The 22,544-nt window shown below is 64.6% G+C and carries 18 protein-coding genes and 1 tRNA gene; 14 read left to right on the forward strand and 5 right to left on the reverse strand.

All coding sequences use genetic code 11. The features are described 5' to 3' along the window. Positions 1-52: 52 nt before the first annotated feature. Together pspF and recF are read left to right on the forward strand one after the other, a co-directional pair. Positions 53-1,081: a phage shock protein operon transcriptional activator gene (gene pspF / locus AC3EDY_RS06215; protein WP_488571613.1), complete on the forward strand. Its 1,029-nt coding sequence runs from the start codon at positions 53-55 to the stop codon at positions 1,079-1,081. A gap of 82 nt (positions 1,082-1,163) precedes the next feature. Further along, positions 1,164-2,237: a DNA replication/repair protein RecF gene (gene recF, locus AC3EDY_RS06220; RefSeq protein ID WP_488571614.1), complete on the forward strand. Its 1,074-nt coding sequence runs from the start codon at positions 1,164-1,166 to the stop codon at positions 2,235-2,237. Here the strand turns inward: recF and AC3EDY_RS06225 are convergent. Further along, positions 2,234-2,941 carry an arylesterase gene (locus tag AC3EDY_RS06225; protein WP_488571615.1) on the reverse strand — a complete coding sequence of 236 codons (708 nt, stop codon included), beginning with the start codon at positions 2,939-2,941 and terminating at the stop codon, positions 2,234-2,236. The two genes, recF and AC3EDY_RS06225, sit on opposite strands and share 4 nt — an antisense overlap. 89 nt (positions 2,942-3,030) lie before the next feature. Between AC3EDY_RS06225 and AC3EDY_RS06230 the strand changes: the two genes are divergently transcribed. After that, positions 3,031-3,720: an ABC transporter ATP-binding protein gene (locus tag AC3EDY_RS06230; protein ID WP_488571616.1), complete on the forward strand. Its 690-nt coding sequence runs from the start codon at positions 3,031-3,033 to the stop codon at positions 3,718-3,720. Beyond that, complete coding sequence (locus AC3EDY_RS06235) at positions 3,717-6,269, forward strand: ABC transporter permease (RefSeq protein WP_488571617.1); 2,553 nt, start codon at positions 3,717-3,719, stop codon at positions 6,267-6,269. The genes AC3EDY_RS06230 and AC3EDY_RS06235 overlap by 4 nt, the downstream gene beginning before the upstream one ends. Here AC3EDY_RS06235 and AC3EDY_RS06240 read toward each other — a convergent pair whose 3' ends face one another. Together AC3EDY_RS06240 and AC3EDY_RS06245 are read right to left on the reverse strand one after the other, a co-directional pair. Further along, complete coding sequence (locus tag AC3EDY_RS06240; protein ID WP_488571618.1) at positions 6,270-6,686, reverse strand: DUF805 domain-containing protein; 417 nt, start codon at positions 6,684-6,686, stop codon at positions 6,270-6,272. 128 nt (positions 6,687-6,814) lie between these two features. Then, entirely contained in the window at positions 6,815-8,686 is a 1,872-nt protein-coding gene (locus tag AC3EDY_RS06245; RefSeq protein WP_488571619.1) for a hypothetical protein, read from the reverse strand. 470 nt (positions 8,687-9,156) lie between these two features. On the opposite strand from AC3EDY_RS06245, the gene typA reads away from it, so the two are divergent. The 3 genes from typA to AC3EDY_RS06260 all read left to right on the forward strand — a co-directional run bounded on the left by typA (position 9,157) and on the right by AC3EDY_RS06260 (position 12,939). After that, positions 9,157-11,001 carry a translational GTPase TypA gene (typA, locus tag AC3EDY_RS06250; RefSeq protein WP_488571620.1) on the forward strand — a complete coding sequence of 615 codons (1,845 nt, stop codon included), beginning with the start codon at positions 9,157-9,159 and terminating at the stop codon, positions 10,999-11,001. 202 nt (positions 11,002-11,203) lie between these two features. After that, positions 11,204-11,581 (forward strand): hypothetical protein, encoded by a 378-nt coding sequence (locus AC3EDY_RS06255; RefSeq protein ID WP_488571621.1) that lies wholly within the window; start codon positions 11,204-11,206, stop codon positions 11,579-11,581. A 191-nt stretch (positions 11,582-11,772) separates the two neighbouring features. After that, positions 11,773-12,939: a glycosyltransferase family 4 protein gene (locus AC3EDY_RS06260; RefSeq protein ID WP_488571824.1), complete on the forward strand. Its 1,167-nt coding sequence runs from the start codon at positions 11,773-11,775 to the stop codon at positions 12,937-12,939. A gap of 11 nt (positions 12,940-12,950) precedes the next feature. Here the strand turns inward: AC3EDY_RS06260 and AC3EDY_RS06265 are convergent, their stop codons facing one another. Beyond that, positions 12,951-14,579, reverse strand: coding sequence for a hypothetical protein (locus AC3EDY_RS06265; RefSeq protein ID WP_488571622.1), 1,629 nt, complete (start codon positions 14,577-14,579; stop codon positions 12,951-12,953). Positions 14,580-14,762: 183 nt separating this feature from the next. On the opposite strand from AC3EDY_RS06265, the gene AC3EDY_RS06270 reads away from it, so the two are divergent. The 4 genes from AC3EDY_RS06270 (at position 14,763) to AC3EDY_RS06285 (ending at position 17,923) form a co-directional block, all read left to right on the forward strand. Then, a complete protein-coding gene (locus AC3EDY_RS06270) occupies positions 14,763-16,103 on the forward strand; it encodes a replication-associated recombination protein A (RefSeq protein WP_488571623.1) in 1,341 nt (446 codons plus the stop codon). Beyond that, positions 16,100-16,966 carry a hypothetical protein gene (locus AC3EDY_RS06275; RefSeq protein ID WP_488571624.1) on the forward strand — a complete coding sequence of 289 codons (867 nt, stop codon included), beginning with the start codon at positions 16,100-16,102 and terminating at the stop codon, positions 16,964-16,966. The genes AC3EDY_RS06270 and AC3EDY_RS06275 overlap by 4 nt, the downstream gene beginning before the upstream one ends. A gap of 28 nt (positions 16,967-16,994) precedes the next feature. Then, a tRNA-Thr gene (locus AC3EDY_RS06280) sits at positions 16,995-17,070 on the forward strand. A gap of 106 nt (positions 17,071-17,176) precedes the next feature. Then, the gene (locus AC3EDY_RS06285; protein ID WP_488571625.1) at positions 17,177-17,923 is read left to right on the forward strand and encodes a flavin reductase family protein; all 747 of its coding nucleotides are present in this window, start codon (positions 17,177-17,179) and stop codon (positions 17,921-17,923) included. Positions 17,924-18,170: 247 nt separating this feature from the next. On the opposite strand, the gene AC3EDY_RS06290 is transcribed toward AC3EDY_RS06285, so the two are convergent. Continuing rightward, positions 18,171-18,542: a CDGSH iron-sulfur domain-containing protein gene (locus AC3EDY_RS06290; protein WP_488571626.1), complete on the reverse strand. Its 372-nt coding sequence runs from the start codon at positions 18,540-18,542 to the stop codon at positions 18,171-18,173. Here AC3EDY_RS06290 and AC3EDY_RS06295 point away from each other — a divergent pair. The 3 genes from AC3EDY_RS06295 to AC3EDY_RS06305 all read left to right on the forward strand — a co-directional run bounded on the left by AC3EDY_RS06295 (position 18,535) and on the right by AC3EDY_RS06305 (position 22,499). Next, positions 18,535-19,680, forward strand: a complete 1,146-nt coding sequence (locus AC3EDY_RS06295) for an LLM class flavin-dependent oxidoreductase (protein ID WP_488571627.1) — start codon at positions 18,535-18,537, stop codon at positions 19,678-19,680. The genes AC3EDY_RS06290 and AC3EDY_RS06295 overlap by 8 nt on opposite strands. Positions 19,681-19,749: 69 nt before the next feature. After that, on the forward strand, positions 19,750-21,906 hold the full coding sequence (locus AC3EDY_RS06300; RefSeq protein WP_488571628.1) for a TonB-dependent receptor: 2,157 nt from the start codon (positions 19,750-19,752) through the stop codon (positions 21,904-21,906). A gap of 122 nt (positions 21,907-22,028) precedes the next feature. Further along, positions 22,029-22,499, forward strand: a complete 471-nt coding sequence (locus AC3EDY_RS06305; protein ID WP_488571629.1) for a TetR/AcrR family transcriptional regulator — start codon at positions 22,029-22,031, stop codon at positions 22,497-22,499. The last annotated feature ends 45 nt before the right edge of the window (positions 22,500-22,544 follow it).

Here is a 22,544-nt window from a genome sequence, read left to right on the forward strand (position 1 = left end):
ATAAATTTGGCACATCTTGCCCGTACTTGGGAAAATATGCCAAATGTTGGCCATGGATCGTGAAGTGCAGTTCATCGGCCAGTCCGGTGCTTTCCTCGATGCGGTGGAGCGTGCCAGCCGCGCGGCGCCGATGCGCCGCCCGGTGCTGGTGGTCGGTGAACGCGGCACCGGCAAGGAACTGATTGCCGAACGTCTGCATCGCCTGTCCACCCGCTGGCAGGAACCGTTGGTCACGATGAATTGTGCCGCCCTGCCCGAAACCCTGATCGAGGCGGAACTGTTCGGGCACGAGGCAGGCGCTTTTACCGGCGCCACGCGCGCGCGCGCCGGGCGTTTCGAAGAAGCGGACAAGGGCACGCTGTTTCTCGACGAGCTGGGCACGCTTTCGATAGGCGCGCAGGAGCGGTTGCTGCGGGCCGTGGAATATGGCGAAGTGACGCGTATCGGCGCCAGCCGCCCGATCCGCGTGGATGTGCGCATCGTGGCCGCCACCAACGAAGACCTGCCCCGGATGGCCGCACAGGGCCGGTTCCGTGCCGACCTGCTCGACCGGCTGAGCTTCGAAGTCATCACCCTGCCTCCCTTGCGCGTGCGCGAAGGCGATGTGGCGGTACTGGCCGACTATTTCGGGCGACGCATGGCTGCCGAACTGCAGTGGGACGCCTGGCCGGGCTTTGCCCCGCATGCCCTGGCGCAGATGGAAAGCCACGGCTGGCCCGGTAACGTGCGCGAGTTGCGCAACGTGGTGGAACGGGCGGTCTACCGCTGGGACGATCCCGACCGCCCCATCGCCCATGTGCAGTTCGATCCGTTCGATAGCCCGTGGAAGCCCGCGCATGGCCCCAGCGTATCGGCCGATGCCTGCGCCACGGTTATCGAACATGCCACCACACGCGCCGATTTCGATACTATCCAGGATCTGCGCGCCGCCGTCGATGCGCATGAGCGCGCGATTCTGGAACACCATCTGGGCCGCAACCGCTATAACCAGCGGCAGACTGCCAAGGCTTTGGGCGTCACGTATGACCAGTTGCGCCACTGCCTGAAAAAGCATGGCCTGCTGGAGCGTGGGCAGGGATGATGCGGGCGGATGTTTGCCACCGCTGCCTGGCCTCGACATCCGTGGAGCATGGGATGGGCAGGCCGCGCATGGCAGCTATGCGATGGCCCTGACCCGCCTGACCCTGCGCGACTTTCGCAACCATGCGGCAACGCGCATCGAGGGCATGGCGCAGTTCAACGTGCTGGTAGGCGAAAACGGCGCGGGCAAGACCAACGTGCTCGAAGCGCTGTCGTTGCTGGCGCCCGGCCGGGGGCTGCGCCGCGCCCAGCCGGCCGAAATGGCCGCACACCATGGCGACGGCAGCTTTGCCGTGATGGCCGAGATGGAGGCAGGCGAACTGGTGCTGGGCACGCACACCCTGCCCCAGGCCCCCGGCCGCCGGCTGGTGCGGATCAATGGCGCCCTGGGGCCGACCGCGCGGCTGGCCGAATGGCTGTCGCTGACCTGGCTGACCCCCGCGATGGACCGCCTGTTTGCCGAAGGGGCGGGCAATCGCCGCCGCTTTCTCGACCGGCTGGTGCTGGCACGCCTGCCCGGCCACGCCCAGGTCAGCGCGCGCTATGAAACCGCGCTGCGCGAGCGGAACCGCCTGCTGGCCGACGCGCGCGATCCCGATCCCGCCTGGCTCGATGCCCTGGAAACGCAACTAGCGCAGACGGGCGCCGCGATTGCCGCCGCACGCGCTGCTTTGGTAACGGACCTTGGCATGGTGCTCGAAACGCTGCCCGACCAACCCTTTGCGCGGCCCCTGCTGGCCTATGCCGGCGAAACACCGGCCGAAGAAGAGCCTTTGCGCGCCGCGCTGCGCCAGGCCCGGCGGCGCGACCGCGCCGCCGGGCGCACGCTGGATGGCCCCCACCGCGATGATCTGGCCGTGCGCCTGGCCATCAAGAACGCGCCGGCCGCCGATTGCTCTACGGGCGAGCAGAAAGCCATGCTGATCGCCATCGTGCTGGCCCATGCGCAGCTTACGGCCGGCCCGCGCCCGCGCTTGCTGCTGCTCGACGAGATTGCCGCGCACCTCGACCCGCTGCGCCGCGCCGCGTTGTACGAGCGCCTTGCCGTTTCGGGCGCGCAAGTGTGGATGACCGGCACCGAAACCGCGCCCTTTCACGACATCGCGGGCGCGGCGGCGCTGTGGCACGTGACAGAGGGCACGGTGACGCGGCGCTAACCCGCCGGCTGCTTCAGCGCCTTGGCCAGGGCGGCCGCCACGGCCGGTTCGGTAGCCCTGACGATCTTTTCCACCCCTTGCGCATTGGGGTGGATATGATCGGGCAGTTGCAACGCCGGCTGGCCCAGGATCGGCTGGAGAAAGAACGGCACCAGTGCGACATCGTATTCTTTGGCCAGCGTGGGCCAGATCGGGTTGAACGCGGCGACGTACTCCGGCCCCAGGTTCGGCGCGGCGAGCATGCCCGTCAGCATGGCGGGAATGCCGCGGCGCTTGAGTTCGGCAAGAATGGCATCGAGATTGGCGCGCGTCTGTGCGGGTGGCAGGCCGCGCAGCATGTCGTTGCCACCCAGGCCGACCATTACGAGTGCCGGCTTTTGCGGCTGATTGTCGAGCGTGAAGGCAAGCCGCTGCCGTGCCGCAGCAGTGGTATCGCCCGATACCCCGGCATTGACCACCCGCGCTTTGACGCCGGCCGCGGCAAGCGCGGCTTCCAGCCGCGCCGGATAGCTTTGCCCCGGTTCCAGTTGATAGCCGGCATAGAGGCTGTCACCAAATGCCAGGATGACCGGCGCATCGCCGGGTATCGGCGCATTGCTGGCGGCAGCGGCAGCCGGGCGGGTTTCCAGCGGATCGGGCGCTTTTTCGCGCGAACATCCCGTCATCAGCAGAAGGGACAGGGCAGCAAGGGCAGTCACGCGCATCGGTCGTTTCCCAAAAGGCAGGTCTGATGTCATGTCGTTGGTGGAATGGCCGGTTGCAAGACGCTACCCGTCTATGCCACTCCCGCGCGGTGACAAGCCCTGCCCCCCTCATATCCGCCCGCGCGCTCGTGCTATCGCTTGGCCGCGAAGATGCCCGCGTCGCTATTCTCAAGGGTATCGATCTGGATGTGATGCCCGGCGAAACCGTGGCGTTGCTTGGGCCTTCCGGCTCGGGGAAATCATCGCTGCTGGCGGTTCTTTCCGGGCTGGAGCGGGCCAGCGGCGGCACTCTGCATGTCGCTGGCGCGGATTTTGCCGCACTGACCGAAGACGGCCTGGCAACGGCGCGGCGCGGCCGCATCGGCATCGTGCTGCAGGCGTTTCATCTGCTGCCCACGATGACCGCGCGCGAGAACGTGGCAACGCCGATGGAACTGGCGGGCATCGCCGATGCCCTGCCACGCGCCGAGGCGGAACTTGCCGCCGTGGGCCTGGAACACCGGCTGGACCATTATCCTGGCCAGCTTTCCGGCGGGGAACAGCAGCGGGTGGCGATCGCCCGGGCGCTCGCCCCGCGCCCGGCCCTGCTGTTTGCCGACGAACCGACCGGGAATCTCGATACGGCGACCGGGGCGGCGGTTGCCGACCTGCTGTTTGCCCGCGCGCGCGAAGCCGGCGCCACCTTGCTGATGGTGACGCATGACGAGGCGCTGGCGCAGCGCTGCGGGCGCATCCTGCGCCTGGCCGACGGGCTCCTCGTGGCTGACGAAACGCGATGAGCGGGGCGGCTGCCCGCCTGTCATGGCGCGGTGCCTGGGCCTTGGCCCGGCGCGGTCTCGACTGGAAGTTCCGCGGCCTGCGCATTCTGGTTGTCTGCCTGGTGCTTGGCGTGGCGGCGCTTGCCGCCATCGGCACGCTGACCGGCGCGGTGGGCGGCGAACTGGCTCGGCGCGGCCAGGCCATGCTGGGCGCCGACGTGGAAGTGGAACTTGCCGGCCGGCAGGCGTCGGCTGCCGAAATGGCCGCCTTTTCCCGTTATGGCGCGCTTTCCGTCGGCGCGCGGATGCGGGCCATGGCCATGGTACCCGGCAGCGACGGCGCGGCCGTTCCGATCGAGTTGAAAGCTGTCGACCAGGCATGGCCGCTCTATGGCGCGTTTACCCTGGCCGACGGCCGCGCCGGGCGCGCACCGGCCGCCGATGTGGCCTGGATCGCCACCGGCGTGGCCGAACGGCTGGGCGTCCGTCCCGGCCAGCGGCTGCGTATCGGTCAGGCCACGTTCCGCATCGGCGGCGTCATCGGCGACGAGCCCGACCGGCTTGGCGAAGGCTTTGCGCTCGGTCCCACGGTCATCATCGGCCAGGCCGGCCTCGATGCCACTGGGCTGGTGCAACCAGGCGCGATGGTTCGCTGGAAGTACCGGCTGCGTCTGGCCCCGGAGGCCGATCCGCAGCGCGTGGTCGAGCGGCTGACCCGTGCATTTCCCACGGCCGGACTGGAATTGCGTACGCGGGACAAGGCCTCGCCCAGCCTTGATCGCTTCGTCTCGCGCATGGGGCAGTTCCTGGGGCTGGTGGCGCTTGCGGCGTTGCTGATCGCGGGGATCGGTATCGGCAATGGGGTTTCGTCCTATCTCGAAGCCCGGCGCGGGGCGATCGCCACGCTCAAGATCCTGGGCGCGACCGGCGCCGATGTCGCCCGGATCTATCTGCTGCAACTGGGGCTGGCCACGCTGCTCGCCATCGCGGTGGGGTTGGCGCTGGGGCTCGGGGTCACGCCGCTGGTGGCGCTGGCGCTAAGGGACCTGCTGCCGATCCCGGGCGGTTTCGTTTTTCAGCCCGGTGCGCTGGCGCTCGCCGGAACGCAAGGCCTGCTGATCGCGGCGACCTTTGCCGCGCCGCCGCTGCTGCGCGCCCGCGCGGTGCCCGCGATGGCGCTGATGCGCGCCGGCCTGGTGCCGCCACGCCAGGGATGGCGCCAGCGCGCCCTGGCCATGGCGGCCGGGCTCGTGGCGATTGCGGGCATTGCCATTGCCGGGACGGACCGGCCGTGGCTCGCGGCCGGTTTCCTGGCGGGCGCCGGCGCGGTTTTCGCTTTTCTGGCGGCGCTGGGCTGGGGCCTGGTGCGGCTTTCGCAACGGCTGCCCCGCCCGCGCCACCCCATCGCGCGCATGGCCGTTGCCAACCTGCACCGCCCGGGCGCACAGACCGGGGCGCTGGTCACTGCGCTGGGGTTCGGACTTGCCGCCTTCGTAATGCTGGCAGGTGTGCAGACCAGCCTCGATGCCAATATCGCCGCGCGGGTGCCACAGCGCGCGCCCGACTATTTCGTGCTCGACGTGCCGCCGGCCGGCCTGCCAGCGTTCAACCGGGTCGTGCTGAACGCAGCGCCGGACGCGCGCATTCGCACGGTGCCTGCCATGCGCGGCGCAATCGTGGCATTCGGGCCACAAGACCGAATGACCCGCGTCGCTGATCTGGCCCGCATTCCCGACGATGCCTGGGCGCTGCGCGGCGATCGCGGGCTGACTTTTGCCAATGCCCTGCCCGAAGGCAACGTGTTGACTGCCGGGCAATGGTGGCCGGCGCGGTATGGCGGCGAACCGCTGGTATCGGTGGACGAAGGACTGGCCAAGGCAATCAACCTGAAGCTGGGCGACACCATTACCGTTTCGCTGCTTGGCGTGGAGCGTAGCGCGCGCGTCGCCTCGTTTCGACGGATCGACTGGGAAAGCTATGGCTTCAATTATGTGCTGGTGTTCAGCCCCAACGCGCTGGCCGATGCCCCTTACAATCTTGCCGCCACGATCGAGCTGGGGGCCGGGCACGGCGATCCCGCAGTTTCGCGCGCGATTCTTGCAGGCCTGGTACGCGCTTTGCCGTCAAGCTCGGTGATCGAGGTGGGGCCCGTGCTTGCCCAAGCACGCGACATCCTGGGCCAGATGGCAGTGGCGATTTTCGCCGCGGCCAGCGTCGCCATCCTGGCGGGCATGGCCGTGCTGGCGGGGGCGATCGCCGCTGCCCGCGCGCAACGCCAGTACGATGCGGTGATACTCCGCGTTCTGGGCGCCGGATCCGCCCAGTTGCTGGCTCTGGTGCTGATGGAACAGGCGCTCCTCGCGGTGCTTCTGGCCGTCGTGGCGCTGGGGCTGGGCACGGCGGCCGCGTGGAGCGTGATTACCCTGCTGTTCGATTTCGCCTGGCTGCCGGGCTGGGGCACGATCCTGGCCGTGCTGGGCGGCGCACTGGCGCTGGTGCTGGCCATGGCGCTGGGCGGCTCGCTTGGCGTCTTGCGCACGCGGCCGGCCCAGGCCTTGCGGGAATTGTGATCAGGCGAACACGTCGGCATCGTAAGGGTTCTTGGGATCGGGGCCATAGCTGTTGGGCCCGCGCGTGCCATCCAGACACAGGAATATGAGCAGCGCAAACCAGCCCAGGATCGGCAGGAAAATCAGCAGCAACCACCAGCCCGAGCGGTCGATGTCATGCAGGCGACGGACAAAGACGCTGATGCCCGGGATGAAATTGACCAGTGCGAAAAGCCCGGAAAGCGCATCGCCCACGCCATTGAGCTGGGTGCTGAACCCTGCATACCATCCCACGGCCGTATAGGTCGTGCGGCCGAACACGATCGCGAGCGCGATGTTCACCAGCAGGCCGAAAAGGCTAAACATCCAGTATTCCTTGCGCCGCGAACGGCCGGAAAACTCGAAATAGCGTCGATAGGGCAGCAACATCCAGAACATCGGCTTTCTCCATGGCCGTCGGCTTTTGCAGACAGACAGAAAAGGGCCGCGATGACAAGAAAAAGGACGGCAAGAAAAAGGGGGCCGCGAGGCAGCCCCCCTTGCAAGTCTTGCGCTTCGCATCCGGGTTAGAAGCGATAACGCACCGATGCACCATAGGTGCGCGGCTGGCTGGTGTAACCCGAAATTGCCGAAGGCTGGGTCACCAAATCGAAAATCTGCGTCAAGGTCCGGCTATCGGTCAGATTCCGGCCCCACACCGCCAGTTCGGCGCGGTTGGCAAGGACGACGGCGACGCTGGCATTGAGTTCGTCAAGCCGCCGGGCATTCTGCCCGATCGTGCCGACCGCTATGGCCGTGCCGAGATCGGGCGAGCCGGCCAGCCCGTTTTCCAGCATCACGCCACGCTCATGGCGATAATCTCCGCGCAAAACGAGTTGCGCCGTTCGCGAAAGGCGGTGTTCGTACTGGCCGGCGAGAGCAAACGCCAGCCGGGGTTCGCCAGCCGGGCCCATAGCCGCCGGATCAGCCAGTGCCGGCCCGGGCAACGCGGGACGTACGGGACGAAGCCAGGTCGCGCTGGCGGACAAGGCAAATCCTGCCGCCGGCCGCAGCGCCGTTTCGATCTCCATCCCGCGCAACCGTTCTTTCCCGGGGTCACCCGGCGCAGCGCCGGCGGCATCGGCCTGCAGGCCGCCGCTGATCGTTTGCCCGAATAGCGCGACATGGCCGGCCACGCGGCCCCAGTCGGCCCCGACGCCCGCCTTATAGATCACGGCGCGGCGCGGGAGTCCGCCGCGGCCGGCATAGCTCTGGCTGATCTGGGCCAGCGCAGCGCTTTCCAGCGCGCCGCCTCCCTCCGCAAACGGGCGGCCGTCGCGGAACAGTGCCAGGGAACTGGCCTGCATCCGGCTGGAAATGCTGAGATAGGCCCGCACATGCCGGTTGAGCGCCAGGCTCGCCCGCGCTGCCCAGGTCAGGCGAGAGTCCCGGGTGGCGCCCGGTTCCACATTGGGCAGACCCGCATGGGCCGCAGCCTGTTGCAGGCCGCGTGGGGATGCCCCAACATCAGGTGCCGCACCGCCGCCATTGGCCACGGCCCACTGCGGCATGGCAGCACTCCCTTGGGAGGCAGCCGACGAAACCAGGGCATTGCCAGGCATGCCGGCGCCGGCGGCCGCCTGCAACTGCTGGTCAGCGGGGGGAAAGGCACCGCCATCGAGATCGATCATGGCAAAGCTTTGGCTGGCCTGGCCCGCGGTCTCATACCGCCTGGCATCGCTGGCATAGGCGATGCTGCCGCTAAGCGTGAGACCGCCGCCCAAGGCCAGATCGCCCTGCAGAAACGCCGAAAATACTTCGTTGCGCAAGCGGTAGCGTTGGTTCGCCTCCTGCCCGCCCGGAAAGAACTGCCCGGCATAGCGGGTGGAATCGGCGACTGGCGCGCTTTGCCCCTGGCCGAGCGCGGGAACGCCCAGCGCCCCGCCGCCGGCGCCCTGCACCAGCAGATCGGCGTAAGGACGCATGACCGGGCCAGAGACGATCGCATTGCGCTGGTCCACCGCCTGGTTGAAATAGTGGGCGCCGAAAACCGCATTGAACGGACCGGCAAGATCGCTCGCTACCCGCACCTGCTCGGCGAAAATGGAAATCCGGCGGTCATGGGCATTGCGCCCCAGCATCTGGCCGCCGGCAAGATTCAGCGCCGGATTGGCAGCCGAGGTCTGCCTCCGCCAGGCGGAAATGGCAGTGATCTTGAGCGCGGCGGTATTGTAATCGAGCTGCCCCGAAAATCCGACGTTGGCGATCCCGTCGCCGCCATCGAAAGGTAGCCAGACCTTTGCGACGTCGCTGGCACTGCCCGGTTTCCTGCCATTGCCCGGTTTTTCAACAGGACCGGTGCGGGCACGCGCAACATCCTCGCGCGGTGTCGGACCGTTGACGCCGGGCTCTTTCGCCCCTGCGGGCAAAGCGCGGACCGGAGACGCGACCGCTGCCAAAGCGAGGGCGAGTGCAAAAGCAAGAGCAGGGGCGACGGGGGCCGCGCAAGCGGGTACGGCGCCCTGCGCCGCATGTTCCCCTGCTGTTCTGCCGTATAGGTCTGCCCGATGCATGTCTTGCTGGAGGATGTGCGCCTTGTTTCGGTCTGGTGCACCGCACTGTGTTTCGGCCCACCTGACCCCTGGCTACTGGTTAACCCGGATGTAGTCGGCAATAAATGGTAATTGGGTTCAGGTCGGACCCAATGCGTCGCCAACCGCCGTCTTTTGCGCAGAGTGTGGCCGCCGGGTCACATCTTTACGGGGCGCAAGGCGAGCGCGCGATGAAACCGGGTCTTTTGCCCCTCGCTCTTGTCGCAACGCACAATACGGGGTAAGCGCCCGCCCGAATGCGGGCCAAACCGGGGAGACGGGATTTTCCCCAAGTGGCTGCTGCAAGCTTTGTCCCGGTTTGTCCAAGAAAGCCTTTCATGCCCCTGCCTTTGCGCAATATTGCGATCATCGCCCACGTCGACCATGGCAAGACCACGCTGGTCGACCAGCTTTTCCGCCAGTCCGGCACGTTCCGCGAAAACCAGCGCGTCGAAGAGCGCGCCATGGATTCCAACGATCTGGAAAAGGAGCGCGGGATCACGATCCTGGCCAAGTGCACATCGGTGGAATGGACCAGCCCCGCCAACGGCGAAACGACGCGAATCAATATTGTCGATACCCCCGGCCACGCCGATTTCGGCGGCGAAGTGGAACGCATTCTGTCGATGGTCGACGGCGTGATCCTGCTGGTCGACAGTTCCGAAGGCGCCATGCCGCAGACCAAGTTCGTGACCGGCAAGGCGCTGGCACTGGGTCTCAGGCCCATCGTGGTGGTCAACAAGATCGACCGCCCCGATGGCCGTCCGCAGGAAGTGCTGGACGAAGTGTTCGACCTGTTCGTGAGCCTCGATGCCAACGACGAGCAACTCGAATTTCCCGTCCTCTATGCCTCGGGCCGCAACGGCTATTCCGGGATTGACGAAACCGTGCGCGAAGGCACGCTGCAACCCCTGTTCGAAAAGATCGTGGAACACGTGCCCGCGCCGTCGCTCGATGTGGACGGTCCGTTCAGCTTTCTCGCGACTTTGCTCGATCGCGACAACTTCATGGGCCGCGTGCTGACCGGCCGCGTGCAATCGGGCACGATCAAGCTGAACCAGCCGATCCATGCGCTCGACCGCGATGGCAAAGTGCTGGAAGTGGGCCGCGCTTCCAAGATCCTGTCGTTTCGCGGGCTTGATCGCGTGCCGGTGGAAGAGGCGCGCGCCGGTGACATCATCGCGCTGGCCGGCCTTGAGAAAGCGACCGTCGCCAATACCGTGGCCGATCTTTCGGTCACCACGCCGATCGCCGCGCAGCCGATCGATCCGCCAACCCTGGCCATGCGCTTTGCCGTCAACGACAGCCCGTTTGCCGGCCGTGAAGGCGACAAGGTGACCAGCCGCATGATCCGCGACCGCCTGCTGCGCGAAGCGGAAACCAACGTGGCCATCCGCGTGACGGAAAGCGCCGACAAGGACAGCTTCGAAGTAGCCGGGCGCGGCGAACTGCAGCTGGGCGTCCTTATCGAAACCATGCGCCGCGAAGGTTTCGAACTGGGCATCAGCCGGCCCCGTGTGCTGTTCGGCACCGACGAAGCGGGCGGCCGCACCGAACCCTATGAAACCGTGCTGATCGACGTGGACGACGAATTTTCCGGCACGGTCGTCGAGAAGATGCAGCGCCGCAAGGCGGAATTGACCGACATGCGCCCCTCGGGCGCGGGCAAGACGCGCATAACGTTCTCGGCCCCCTCGCGCGGACTGATAGGCTATCATGGCGAATTCCTGTCCGACACGCGCGGCACCGGTATCATGAACCGCCTGTTCGAGAAGTACGGCCCGCACAAGGGGCCGATCGAAGGGCGCCTCAACGGCGTGCTGATTTCCAACGCCACGGGCGAAGCGGTGGCCTATGCTCTTAACAGCCTGGAAGATCGCGGCGTGCTGTTCGTGCGGCCGCAGGACAAGGTCTATGAAGGCATGATCATCGGCGAGAATGCCAAGCCCGATGATCTCGAAGTCAATCCGATGAAGTCCAAGCAGCTGACCAATTTCCGCTCGTCGGGCAAGGATGACGCGATTCGCCTTACGCCGCCGCGCATCATGACGCTGGAACAGGCCATCGCTTATATCGACGATGACGAAATGGTTGAAGTGACCCCGCAGACCGTGCGCCTGCGCAAGGCGATACTCGATCCCAACGAGCGCAAGAAAGCCAGCCGCAAGAAGGAAAACGCCTGATCCGCAGTGCTGTCCCTTGGTGGATGGCAAGGCAGCGGCGGTTGAAAGGAGCGCTCCGGCACCGGAGCGCTCTTTTTTTGCGCCGGTTCCTGTCTGAACGAAGGTTTCATCGCCGGTTCAGCGCCTGTTGCATAAGGTTACCGTCATGAAGCCCGCTACGAGCATGAGGCTCTTTTGGACAAGTGGCGGTTGGAGACGAACCATGAAGCTTTGGAGCAAGGTTCTGCTGGCTGGCGCAATGGGCGCCACCGTGATGGCAACCGCAACGCCCGCCCAGGCGCAACGCTGGCATCGGGGTGGCGGCGACGGCGCTGCCGTGGCCGTGGGCGCGGGTATCCTGGGCCTCGCCGTAGGCGCGGCGATCGCATCGGATCGTCAGCGCGGTTATTATGACGGCTATGCCCCGCCGCCGCCCCCGCCGGTGTCTGTCCCCGTGCCGGTGGCCCCGGTACCGCCGCCCCCGGCCTATTACTACGGCGGCCCAGGCTTTTACGGTGCGCCGGTCTATCCCGGCGGCTATTACAATGGCTATTACGGCCCGCGCTGGCATGGCTATGGCCGTTGGCACCGCGGCTGGTAAGCCGCTCTAACCACGCCGAGCCGGCAATGGATGCGTCCGCCAGTTTTCCGCTGGCGGACGTTTCCATGTCCGCCCGGTCATGCGCCCGCTCGCTGGTGCCATCCCCCTCGCCTTCCAGGCAGAGCCGGGCTATGGCGCGCCGCATGACGCGTTCCTCATCCGCGAACCAGCCCCTGCCCGATTTGCGGGCCATGGCGCAAACCGGCCGGCTCGATGGCCTGCGCATCGCCCTGTTCAGCGGCAATTACAACTATGTACGCGATGGCGCCAATCAGGCGCTCAACCGCCTGGTCGGCTATCTGCTGCGCCAGGGCGCCGATGTTCGCGTCTATTCACCCAAGGTGGCGCAGCCCGCGTTCGCGCCGACGGGCACGCTGATCGGCCTTCCCGCGCTCGCCGTGCCGGGCCGCCAGGAATATCGCGTGCCGATTGCCCTTTCGTGGCGCGTTCAGCGCGATCTGGCCGCGTTCGATCCACATGTCGTTCATGTCTCCTCGCCCGATGTGGCGGCGCATCGCGCGGTCACCTGGGCGCGCGCGCGGGGCCTTCCGGTGCTGGCTTCGGTCCACACCCGGTTTGAAACCTATTTGCGCTATTACAACATGGCCTGGCTGGAACCGGTGATCGAAGCGATGCTGCGCCGCTTCTATCGCCGCTGCGATGCTCTCGTGGCACCATCGGAATCGATGGCCCAGGTGCTGCGGCAGCAGCGCATGAACTATGACATCGGCATCTGGTCGCGCGGGGTCGATCGCGAGATCTTCACGCCGCGGCGGCGCAGCCTGGAATGGCGCCGCGCGCTGGGGCTGGCGGACGACGACGTGGTGATCGGCATTTTCAGTCGGCTGGTCATGGAAAAGGGACTGGACGTCTTTTCCGATGCGATCGACGAGCTCAAGAGCCGTGGCGCGCGGTTTCGCGTGCTGGTGATCGGCGAAGGCCCGGCCCGCGAGTGGCTGGAAAACCGCCTGCCCGACGCTGTCTTCGCCGGGTTCCTCTCGGGCGCCGATCTGGGCCGGGGCGTCGCCAGCATGGACGTGCTGTTCTTCCCCTCGGTCACCGAGACGTTCGGCAATGTCACGCTGGAGGCGATGGCCTGCGGTCTGCCCGTAGTGGCATCGGCGGCTACGGGCAGCCAGAGCCTGGTGGACGATCACGTTTCGGGCCGCCTTATCACCCCGGGCGCTGTCCATCAGTTCGCCGAAGCCTTGCGCGCCTATGTCGAAAACCCGCAGCTGCGCGCCAGCCATGGCGCCGCTGGCGAACGCCGGGCCCAGGAATTCGGCTGGGACCGGATCAACCAGGCCGTCGCCGATACCTATGTTCGCCTGGTGCGGCAGAAACGCGCGCGACGATAACCCGCTGTCTGTCAGGCAGGCGGATCGACGAGGCGATAGAGCACGCTGCCCCTGGTACGCTGCACCGGCACCATGCCGGGCACGTTGCGCACCCGATCGGTATCGATGATCCAAACGTAGTCGAACGCCGCACGCGGCAGTTCGGCCAGGCGGCGGCTGATAGTATTGGGTTTGGCGCAGCCGTCGACCTTGGCAAGCTGGGAATCGTCGGTGGCGAAAGTGCCGGCCTGAGGTGCATGGACCTGTAGCAGATGGCCACCGGGAACCATCCATTGATCGTTGGAGAACGCATGGCGCCGCGCAATGGCATAGCCGCCCAGATGCGTGCGCCGCTCGCGTTGCCAGGGCAGGATGGAGACGACGCACGGTTCCACCACCATCGACGCAATCCGGCTGCCCCGCGGCACGTTGTCCAGCGCTGCGAGATCCGCAGCGATATCCTGCCCCGCCAGCCACAGACTCGCCGCATTGCCCACCAGCCGCAGACTGGCAAACACGGCACCCCATCGCGCCAGCCCCGCCCAGGAAAACATTCCGTGCCGGGCATAGCGTGGCGTTGCCGCCACGAGCGCCATCATCAGCGCGAAAGGCACCATCCGCATGTCAACCAGGCTTGCGCCGATGATCGTGGCGGGTAGCAGCACATAGGCCACGGCCAGCAGCCCGCATCCCCACCATATCCCAAGCGCCGGTCCGGCGCGCATATCGGCAACGTCGCGACGGCGAATGGCCCAGCCGACCAGCGCAAGCAGGACCAGGGCGCTGGCAAGGTCCCACACCAGCCAGCGATCGCGCAGTGGCATCAAAAGGTAGGCAGCCTTGAGTGCAGGGTTGAAAAAATCCTCGGTCGGGCCGTGCCCGCTGGATGGAAGAGGCACGACCAGCCTCAGAAGCTGGGGCGCTGCTACACAGCTGGTGGCAAGCATGGCCCGCGCCAGTTCCCTGAGGCCGCTTGCTGCACCGGCCATGCCCGGACGCCAGCGCTGCGCCAGTTCCGTCGTTCCGGCAAAGAGGGCAAACAGCACCCAGGCCACCAGATGGCAAGTCCACAGAAGGCACGAGAGCGGCACGAACAACGCCCAGCGTGCGCCAATCCAACCCCGTTGCCCCATGCACAGCCATAGCGCCAGAAACAGCGTCGCAAGCGCCTGGCCCAGCGCGAAATTGAGGAACCCGAAATGTAACGGGTAACAGTAGACCAAAGGCAGCGCGAACAGCGCCAAAGGCGTGACGCGGCCATGCATGCTGCGCGCCAGGCACAAGATGCCCAGCACCTGCAGCATGGGGATAGTCACGGCTGACAGGCGCAGAGCCGGTTCCAGACCCAGCAGGGGAGCCAGGCCTTCCATCAGGATGTCTACGCCCAGGTTCGGTACGAGATTCCAGCGAAACCCGTACCAGCGGGCCAGATCGGCAGAACGGCCATGATCCACCTGCACCGCATAATGCCCAAGATGCCCGCCCAGATCCGTCAGCGGAGCGACCGGCGGCAATGCCAGCGGCATGGCCGCCAGCAGCACGGCCACAAGCCACAGCCACCGCGCCTGCAACCAGCGCGGGCCGCCTGGGGCGCGATCGGGAAGCGCCCGCGCGACGAACGCCTGCAACCGGGTAGCGGCTTGGTCGATCAGAAGCATCACGATCGGGATCACGTCATTTCAGGAAGGCGACGATCTAGAGTGGCGCCCATTGCGTGACAACCGCAAATCCGGATGCGCAAGACGCTGCCTGGCCATGGCAAACGCGGCCTTGCGCTTTTGCCGCGAACGCGGCCACGCAATTTTCCGGGAAATTTTCACGCGGCCTCCTTATCTCCATGGCGCATGGCCGATCTGTTTGCCCCGACACCCCAGGAAACGCCCCGCGCGCAGCCATCCGAACACGGGCCGCTGGCCGATCGGCTGCGCCCGCGTGCGCTTGATCAGGTCGTCGGCCAGGAGCACCTCACCGGTGCTGACGGGGCCATCGGGCGCATGGTGGCGGCGGGCAAGCTGTCTTCGATGATCCTCTGGGGGCCGCCGGGCACCGGCAAGACCTCGATCGCCCGGCTGCTGGCCGATGCCGTCGGCATGCGCTTCGTGGCGATCAGTGCCATTTTTTCTGGAGTGGCCGATCTCAAAAAGGTTTTTGCCGAAGCAGAGGCCATGGCCCTGGCCGGGCGGCGCACCCTGCTGTTCGTGGACGAAATCCACCGCTTTAACCGCGCGCAGCAGGACGGTTTCCTGCCGGTGGTGGAAAACGGCACCATCACCCTGGTCGGCGCCACCACCGAAAACCCCAGCTTCGCGCTCAACGCCGCCTTGCTCAGCCGCGCGCAAGTGCTGATCCTGCACCGGCTCGACGCCGCCGCCCTGGGAGAATTGCTGCGCCGGGCCGAGGAAGAGACCGGCCTTGCCCTGCCGCTTACGCCGCCCGCGCGCGCGGCGCTGGTCGCTTCGGCCGACGGCGACGGGCGTTTCCTGCTGAACCAGGTGGAAACGCTGCTCGATGTCGATCTGCCCGCCCCGCTCGATCCCGAAGCGCTGGGCACGTTCCTGATGCGGCGCGTGGCGGTCTATGACAAGGACCGCGACGGGCATTACAATCTCATATCCGCCCTGCACAAGGCGTTGCGCGGGTCCGATCCGCAGGCCGCGCTCTATTGGCTGGCACGCATGCTCGTGGCGGGGGAGGAGCCGCTTTACGTACTGCGCCGCCTGGTGCGCTTTGCCAGCGAGGATATCGGCCTGGCCGATCCACAGGCGCTGGCCCAGTGCCTGGCGGCGAAGGAAGCGTACGAATTCCTCGGCTCGCCCGAAGGCGAGCTGGCAATCGTCCAGGCCTGCCTCTATTGCGCCACCGCGCCCAAATCCAACGCGGCTTACACGGCGATGAAAGCGGCCTGGAAGGCCGCGCGTGAAACCGGCTCGCTCAGCCCGCCAGCCCATATCCTCAACGCGCCGACCAAACTGATGAAGGACATCGGCTATGGCCAGGGCTATGCCTATGACCACGATGCCCAGGATGGCTTTTCCGGCGCGGATTACTGGCCCGAAGAGATGGCGGCGCGCGCGTTCTACCTGCCGGTGGAGCGCGGTTTCGAACGCGAGATCGCCAAGCGGCTGGACTGGTGGGCACGCAAGCGGCGCGAGCGACGCGGGGAAAGCCCGGACACCGGCGCATGAGCCGCTTTGCCCATTTCGTGGCGATCGACTGGTCGGGCGCTGCGGGCGAGCGGCACAAGGGCATCGCGCTGGCGCAATGCGGGGCGGGCGTGGAAGCCCCTGCGCTGGTGCGCCCGGGCCATCGCTGGTCGCGCGGCGAAGTGCTCGACTGGTTGCTGCATCATCTGCCGCCAGACAGCCTGGTGGGCATGGACCTGGGCCAGTCCCTCCCCTTTGCCGACTGCGGCGCGTTCTTCCCGGGCTGGGCGCAAAGCCCGTCCGATGCGCGCGCGCTCTGGGCCGTGGTCGACAGCGTCTGCGCAAGGGAACCGCATCTGGGCGTGGGCGCCTTTGTCGATGCGGCCGAACCGTCGCGCCACTTCCGTCGTCACGGCGGCCGTTGCGGAGACTGCTTTCCCGCCGGTCGCGGTCGCCTGCGCACCACCGAACGCGCGCAGCAGGCGATGGGCTGCAAGCCCTATAGCAATTTCAATCTGGTGGGCGCGGCACAGGTGGGAAAATCCAGCCTTTCGGGCATGCGCCTGCTTCACCGCCTGAACGGGCGCCTTGCGATCTGGCCGATCGACCCACTGCCTGCCAGCGGCAGCGTGGTATGCGAAATCTACACCACGATCGCCGCGATGGCCGCCGGACGCCCTGCCAGCCGCTCAAAGATCCGCGACGGCGCCGCGCTCGATATGGCGCTCGCCGCCTTGCACAGCACGCCGCTGCGCCACCCCGGCCCGATCGACGACCATCAAAGCGACGCGCTGCTTACCGCCGCGTGGCTGCGCAAGGTAGCCGAAGACCCTGCGCTGTGGCGCCCCGCCGGCCTCACCCCCGAAATTGCCCGCACCGAGGGCTGGACCTTCGGGGCCACTTGAGGCTATGCCCCGGGCACGCCACAGCCGTGCCGGCTTAGCTCAGTTGGTAGAGCACCTGCTTTGTAACCAGGGGGTCAGGGGTTCGATTCCTCTAGCCGGCACCATTTCCCCACTCGCCAGCATTCGCCAAAAGTTGGAAAAACAGCAGAAATCTGCTATTTTCATCATCGGTCTAACCGCTGATGACCATCTTTGTTCGCCCGCAGCCGGGTGATTCTGGGGGCCACGCTGGGGGCCACTTGGAAATATCCCGAAGTGAACTTGAAGGACGCGACGGATGTGCGGCTTGCCGCGGCTGCCCATCAGGCTAGTCAGTTCCCGGGCTACTCAAGCCCCGGACAGCGACGTATCAGCCACGAGCGCCGGTTACGCACCGCACTTGCTCGTTGGGGGATTTGTCCCTACATAATCGTCCTACAATATACCGAATTCATTCCGCTCGGCAGGGAGCCAATAGCCATGTCATCAGCCGAAACGACCGAGCAGCTTCGGCTGGCTTTGCGACGGCTTGCCAAAGCCGTGGTACTCATATCGTCACAGCACCAGGGTGTTCGGTATGTCATGGCGGCCACGGCTGTGAGCGAGTTGAGCTTCGCGCCTCCCTCGCTGCTGATCTGTGTGAACCGGTCTTCTTCCATGCACCCGATCTTGGCCGCGGGGGCAGGTTTTGCGCTCAATATTCTGGGCTCATCCCAGGTACAGCAGTCAATGCGCTGCGTGGGATCGGCCAATGGCGAGGATCGCTTTGAAGAAGGGGCATGGGAACAAGTGGATGGGCTTCCGATCCTATCTGAAGCCCAGGCCAGCATCGTTTGCGAAAACAAGCATCGCTTCGATTATGGAACGCACTCGATCTTCATTGGCGACGTCATTCACGTCAAAGTGAATGGTGACGTCGATCCTCTGATATATGCAGATCAACGCTACGGCAGTATCGTGTTGCAGAAAACGTCCTGAAGACCGCGCAGCGCCAGCCAGCGGTTGCCCGTTTGCCAATGCCGTGTTGTAGGATGATATCGCACATCGCGACATGCTGATAAGGCATCCGGTCAAACGGGCCGTCGTTGTGGCACAACGATAATCGGCCAGGGCTGAACCGCTCGGCAGCTAAGGCGTAGCGGCCCGCCGCCCCCCCTGGAGGCCGGAATGCTTTTACCGGGCCTGACAGGGTGTCCGGATAATGAGGCTTGGTGCCACGCGTCGGTCAGGTCTGAGCCTTTTCGTAAGAGACGTGCGCGCCATCACAATAAGGCGGTTTCTTCGTCAATTTGCAACCGCATAACAGCGCCACACCGTCTTTTTCGGCTTTCCACATCTTTGGCAGCGAACCTTTGCCCATATGGGACGCGTCGCAGAACGGCGGCCGCATGGAAAGACCGCAGGTGCACCAGAAATAGACGTCTCCCGCCTTCACCTTGACGCGGTAGGGCTTCGGTTCCGTCGGCGTAAGTGCGGGTGCCCCGCCTTCCACGTCTTTGTCAGTCATAACCTCTCCCGATCGAGTGCTGCGCTGCAAAAAGCTGCTGCGCACGAAAATTTCGTTTGCCACCACGGCCGGGCAATGTAAAGTGAGCATTCACTCCGAATCTGCATGTGAGGGCCTGATGCGTTTCTCCGTTTTTACCACGCCGATCTCTCCCGGCCCGGACAGCGACAGCGCCGTGCTGGATGCCATCGTCAACTTGTCCCTGAAGTGTGACGAAGCAGGTTTTTCGACCGTTTATTTCGCGGAACATCACTTCAGCGACTATTCGACTTACGGCAACAACTTCATGATGGCGAGTTACCTCGCGCCGCAGTTCAAGAACGCATATCTCGGATTTGCCGTCTCGGTCGTCCCTGCCAACCACCCTGCGCGGCTGGCCGAGCAGGCCAATCTGCTTGATCAGCTTACCAAGGGCAAATTCGTGTTCGGCGTTGGCGCCGGCGGCATTCCACTGGAATCGCTTGGCCTTGGAATAGACCCTTCGGTCCAGGGCGGGCTGACCCATCCGACGATGGACATCATCGAAAAGCTCTGGGCGAAAGAGCGGTCCGATCCGCCGATCGACTTTGAAACACCCTATTTCTCTGGCCGGGTCATGGAACGCATCATGCCTTCATCTTACAGGAAGCCGCATCCGATGATCAAACGTGCTTCGCAGAGCGAAGGGGGGCTTCGATATGCCGCCCGGAAAGGATGGCCGGCCTTCATTTTTCCCCGCTTTGTGGAAGGCAATTTCATCGAGAATCTGAAAGCATGGATCGATATCTATCACCAGGAACTGACTGATTCCGGTCATTCGCAAGACGTCATCGATGATTGCATGACGTGGTCCAGCGCAAACGTCCGCACGTTCGTTGCCGATACCGAAGATGCCGCCGAAGCGATGTATCATGACTTCGACAAATCCTACCTCGGTTGGGTAAAGCGGGAGATGGATCTTCTGGGAATGCGCATGGATGCCAATCCTGCACTGCAAAATGCCATCAAGTCCGAACGCCATGAAGCCGTCGGCACGCCGGACCAGATCGAAGCCATGATACGTCGCTATGAGGCGGCGGGCCTGCGTGAAATGACTTTGGTTTTCGACCTTACAGTACTCACTCCTGACAGGATAGAAAAAGTTAACCGGTCGATTGATCTTTTTATATCGGAGGTCATGCCCCGTTTCCGTAATACTGATGATGCTATAAATTCAGTAAAATCCGAACCTATCAAGATGGCAGTATAACTGCCATCTACCGTACAAGAGGCTGCCATAATAAAATGCAGCCCGAGGGAGGGAATGCCAATGAAACGCATGACGATACAAAACACGTTCCTGCTGGGATCTGTCTGGCTTTCTGCAATGCCCGGCTTTTCTCAGGCTGCGGAAAAGCAACCCGACGATCAATCAATTGCCGATATCGTTGTGACAGCGCAGAAACGGTCGGAGAACATCCAGTCGGTTCCCATTTCGGTCACGGCCTTCACGGCCGAAGACCTAGAAGCGCGCAGGATAACGCGGCAGGAAGATCTTGCCAGCATCGCGCCCAACTTCCGGTTCGACAAGGGCGGCGTTCCCAACGATAACCGCGTTTCTCTGCGCGGCATCTCGTCGACCGCGGTCGGCATCGGCCAGGACGGCAGCGTGACGTTCTATCTTGACGAGGTGCCGTTGCCCGGGCGCCGGGGCGGCAACCTGCAGTTCCTCGGCGTGGAGCGGATCGAAGTTCTCAGAGGCCCGCAAGGTACGCTGTGGGGACGCAACAACACGGCCGGGGCAATCAATATCGTCACGGCCGCGCCGGGACCTGACTGGGCCGCAAAAGGCGTTTTCGAAGCGGGAAACTATGATTCCATCAGGGCCGAGGCGCTGATCGGCGGTCCGCTTTCCGACGATGTCCGCATTCAGGCCGGCGTTTCGAAAGACAAGCATTCGGGCTATCAGCGCAACACGTTCCTGAACGTTGACCAGCAGGCCGAAGACCAGACGTCGGCACGGCTAGGGCTTTATGTCGGGGGCAACGGTCCATTCGAAATGCGGCTTACCGGGGATTATCAGTACGACACCAATTCCACCGGGATCGCCGCCTTCGGCATTCAGAACACCCGAAGCGGACGTGTCGTTTCCGATCCCTACACGCGGACGGTCGCGTTCGACTATCCATCTAACAACCGCCGCAATTCCTACGGGGTGGCGCTGCGGGCGTCTTATGACTTCGGCCGGATTGCGCTGACATCCATCACCGGATACCGCCATTACAACGAGTTTCTGACAACCGACATCGACGGCACAACCGCGCCGGCGAACTACAATTCCCAAGCTTCCAAATCCAGCCAGTTCACGGAAGAACTGCGGCTGGCATCAGGATCGCAGGATAAACTGGTATGGACGATCGGGGCGTTTTTCGCCCGCACGTTCGGTGAATCGATCGATCTCAACCTTACGATCGGCCCGTTCAACGTCCAGAACAACATATCCTACCAGAGCAACAGCTATGCCCTTTTCGGCGAAGGCAGCTACAATCTGGCACCACGGCTGAAAGTGACGGTCGGCGGGCGTTATACGTGGGACAGGTCGACCTATTTTACCCAGAATATCGGCTCCATCCCGGGCTTCCTGAACGCCGGCACGATCGGCCCCAACCGACAGAACACCGGCGGGTTCACGCCGCGCATCGCCCTCGATTATACGCTGGCGGGTGACAGTCTGGTCTACGGCTCGATCGCGCGCGGATATCGCAAGGGGGGCGCGAACGTCTCGACCATACCCGCCGCGCTCGAGGCCTCGAACCGTACCTATCGGCCGGAAGATACAACCAATTACGAACTCGGCGTGAAAACGCTTCTGCTCGATCGCAAGCTTCGCTTCAATCTGGCCGCCTTCTATATCGACTATAGGAACCTGCAGGTTTCCCAGATCGATCAGTTGACCCGCAGCACCTATATCAGCAACGCGCAGAGCGCTTATAGCTACGGGTTCGAGGCCGAGTTGCTTGCCCGCGTGTCAGAGCGGCTGACCCTTTCGGGCAATATCGGCACAGCCCATGCCATCTACAGGCGCTTTGCCGCTTGCGCCACCAGCACGGTCACCGGTTCCAGCGGTTCGCCGCAGACCTTGCTGCGATCCTGCGACGGCAAGCGGATCATCAATGCGCCCAGAACAACAGCAACCGGAAGAATCGAATATAATCTTCCACTTGGTGACGATCTGTCGCTTCGCCCAAGCGGAACGGTTACCTATACCGGGCAAACCGAATTCGACGTCACGAACGAGGTAGAACAGCATCGGCCCGCCTTCACAGAGGTGGATGCCGAAATCATGCTTGCCTACCGGCGCTTCAAGGCAAGCGTGTGGGGCACCAACCTTACCAAGGTCAATTACTTTACGAATATCTTTAAAGACTCTGCCGGGTGGCGCTATATCCCGGGCACACCCCGCCGGTACGGCATCCGTCTGGCAGCGGATTTCTAGGCAGGGCTTGGATGTCTGCACAGGTGATCGATATGGCTCGGACGCGTTATCTTCGGGGTAATCTACGGCGTGAGGCGGTGGTAGAGGCCTTGCTGCCTCTCATACAGTCGCAAGGAGACAAGGTGACCAGCGAAGAACTGGCACTCGCGGCCGGTGTTTCGGTGGGCACCTTGTTTCGCGTCTTCCCCGATAAGGAGTCCATCATTTCGGCCTGTCTCGACGTGATTGCAGAGCCGGTGGACCTGGAAGCCCCTCTTGCTGCCGCCGCCGGCCAACCCGAACTGGCCACCCGGCTGCAACATGCCGCGCCAGCGCTTCTCGAGCACATGCTGCGGGTCGTATTGCTGACGGAAAGCTTGCGGCGAAAGCGCACGGGTGGCCGGGGCTCATCATACTATCAACGGCTTGCTGATCAGGTTCAGACGCTGTTCGAAAACCAGACTGTCGCGTTGCGACTCCCGGTCGAGGCGACGGCTTCACTGTTCCTTGGCCTGCTGTTTGCCGAAGCGATGCACATCAAGATCGCTGGCTCGCCCACCGCCCCCCTTGCGGACCTGATCGAGATTTTCCTTGGCGGCGCCGCCGTGACCTGACGTGACACGACAAGAACCCCAGTCGGACTGGCGGCAAGATAAGCT

Source organism: Novosphingobium sp. DS6-6, from assembly GCF_057784975.1.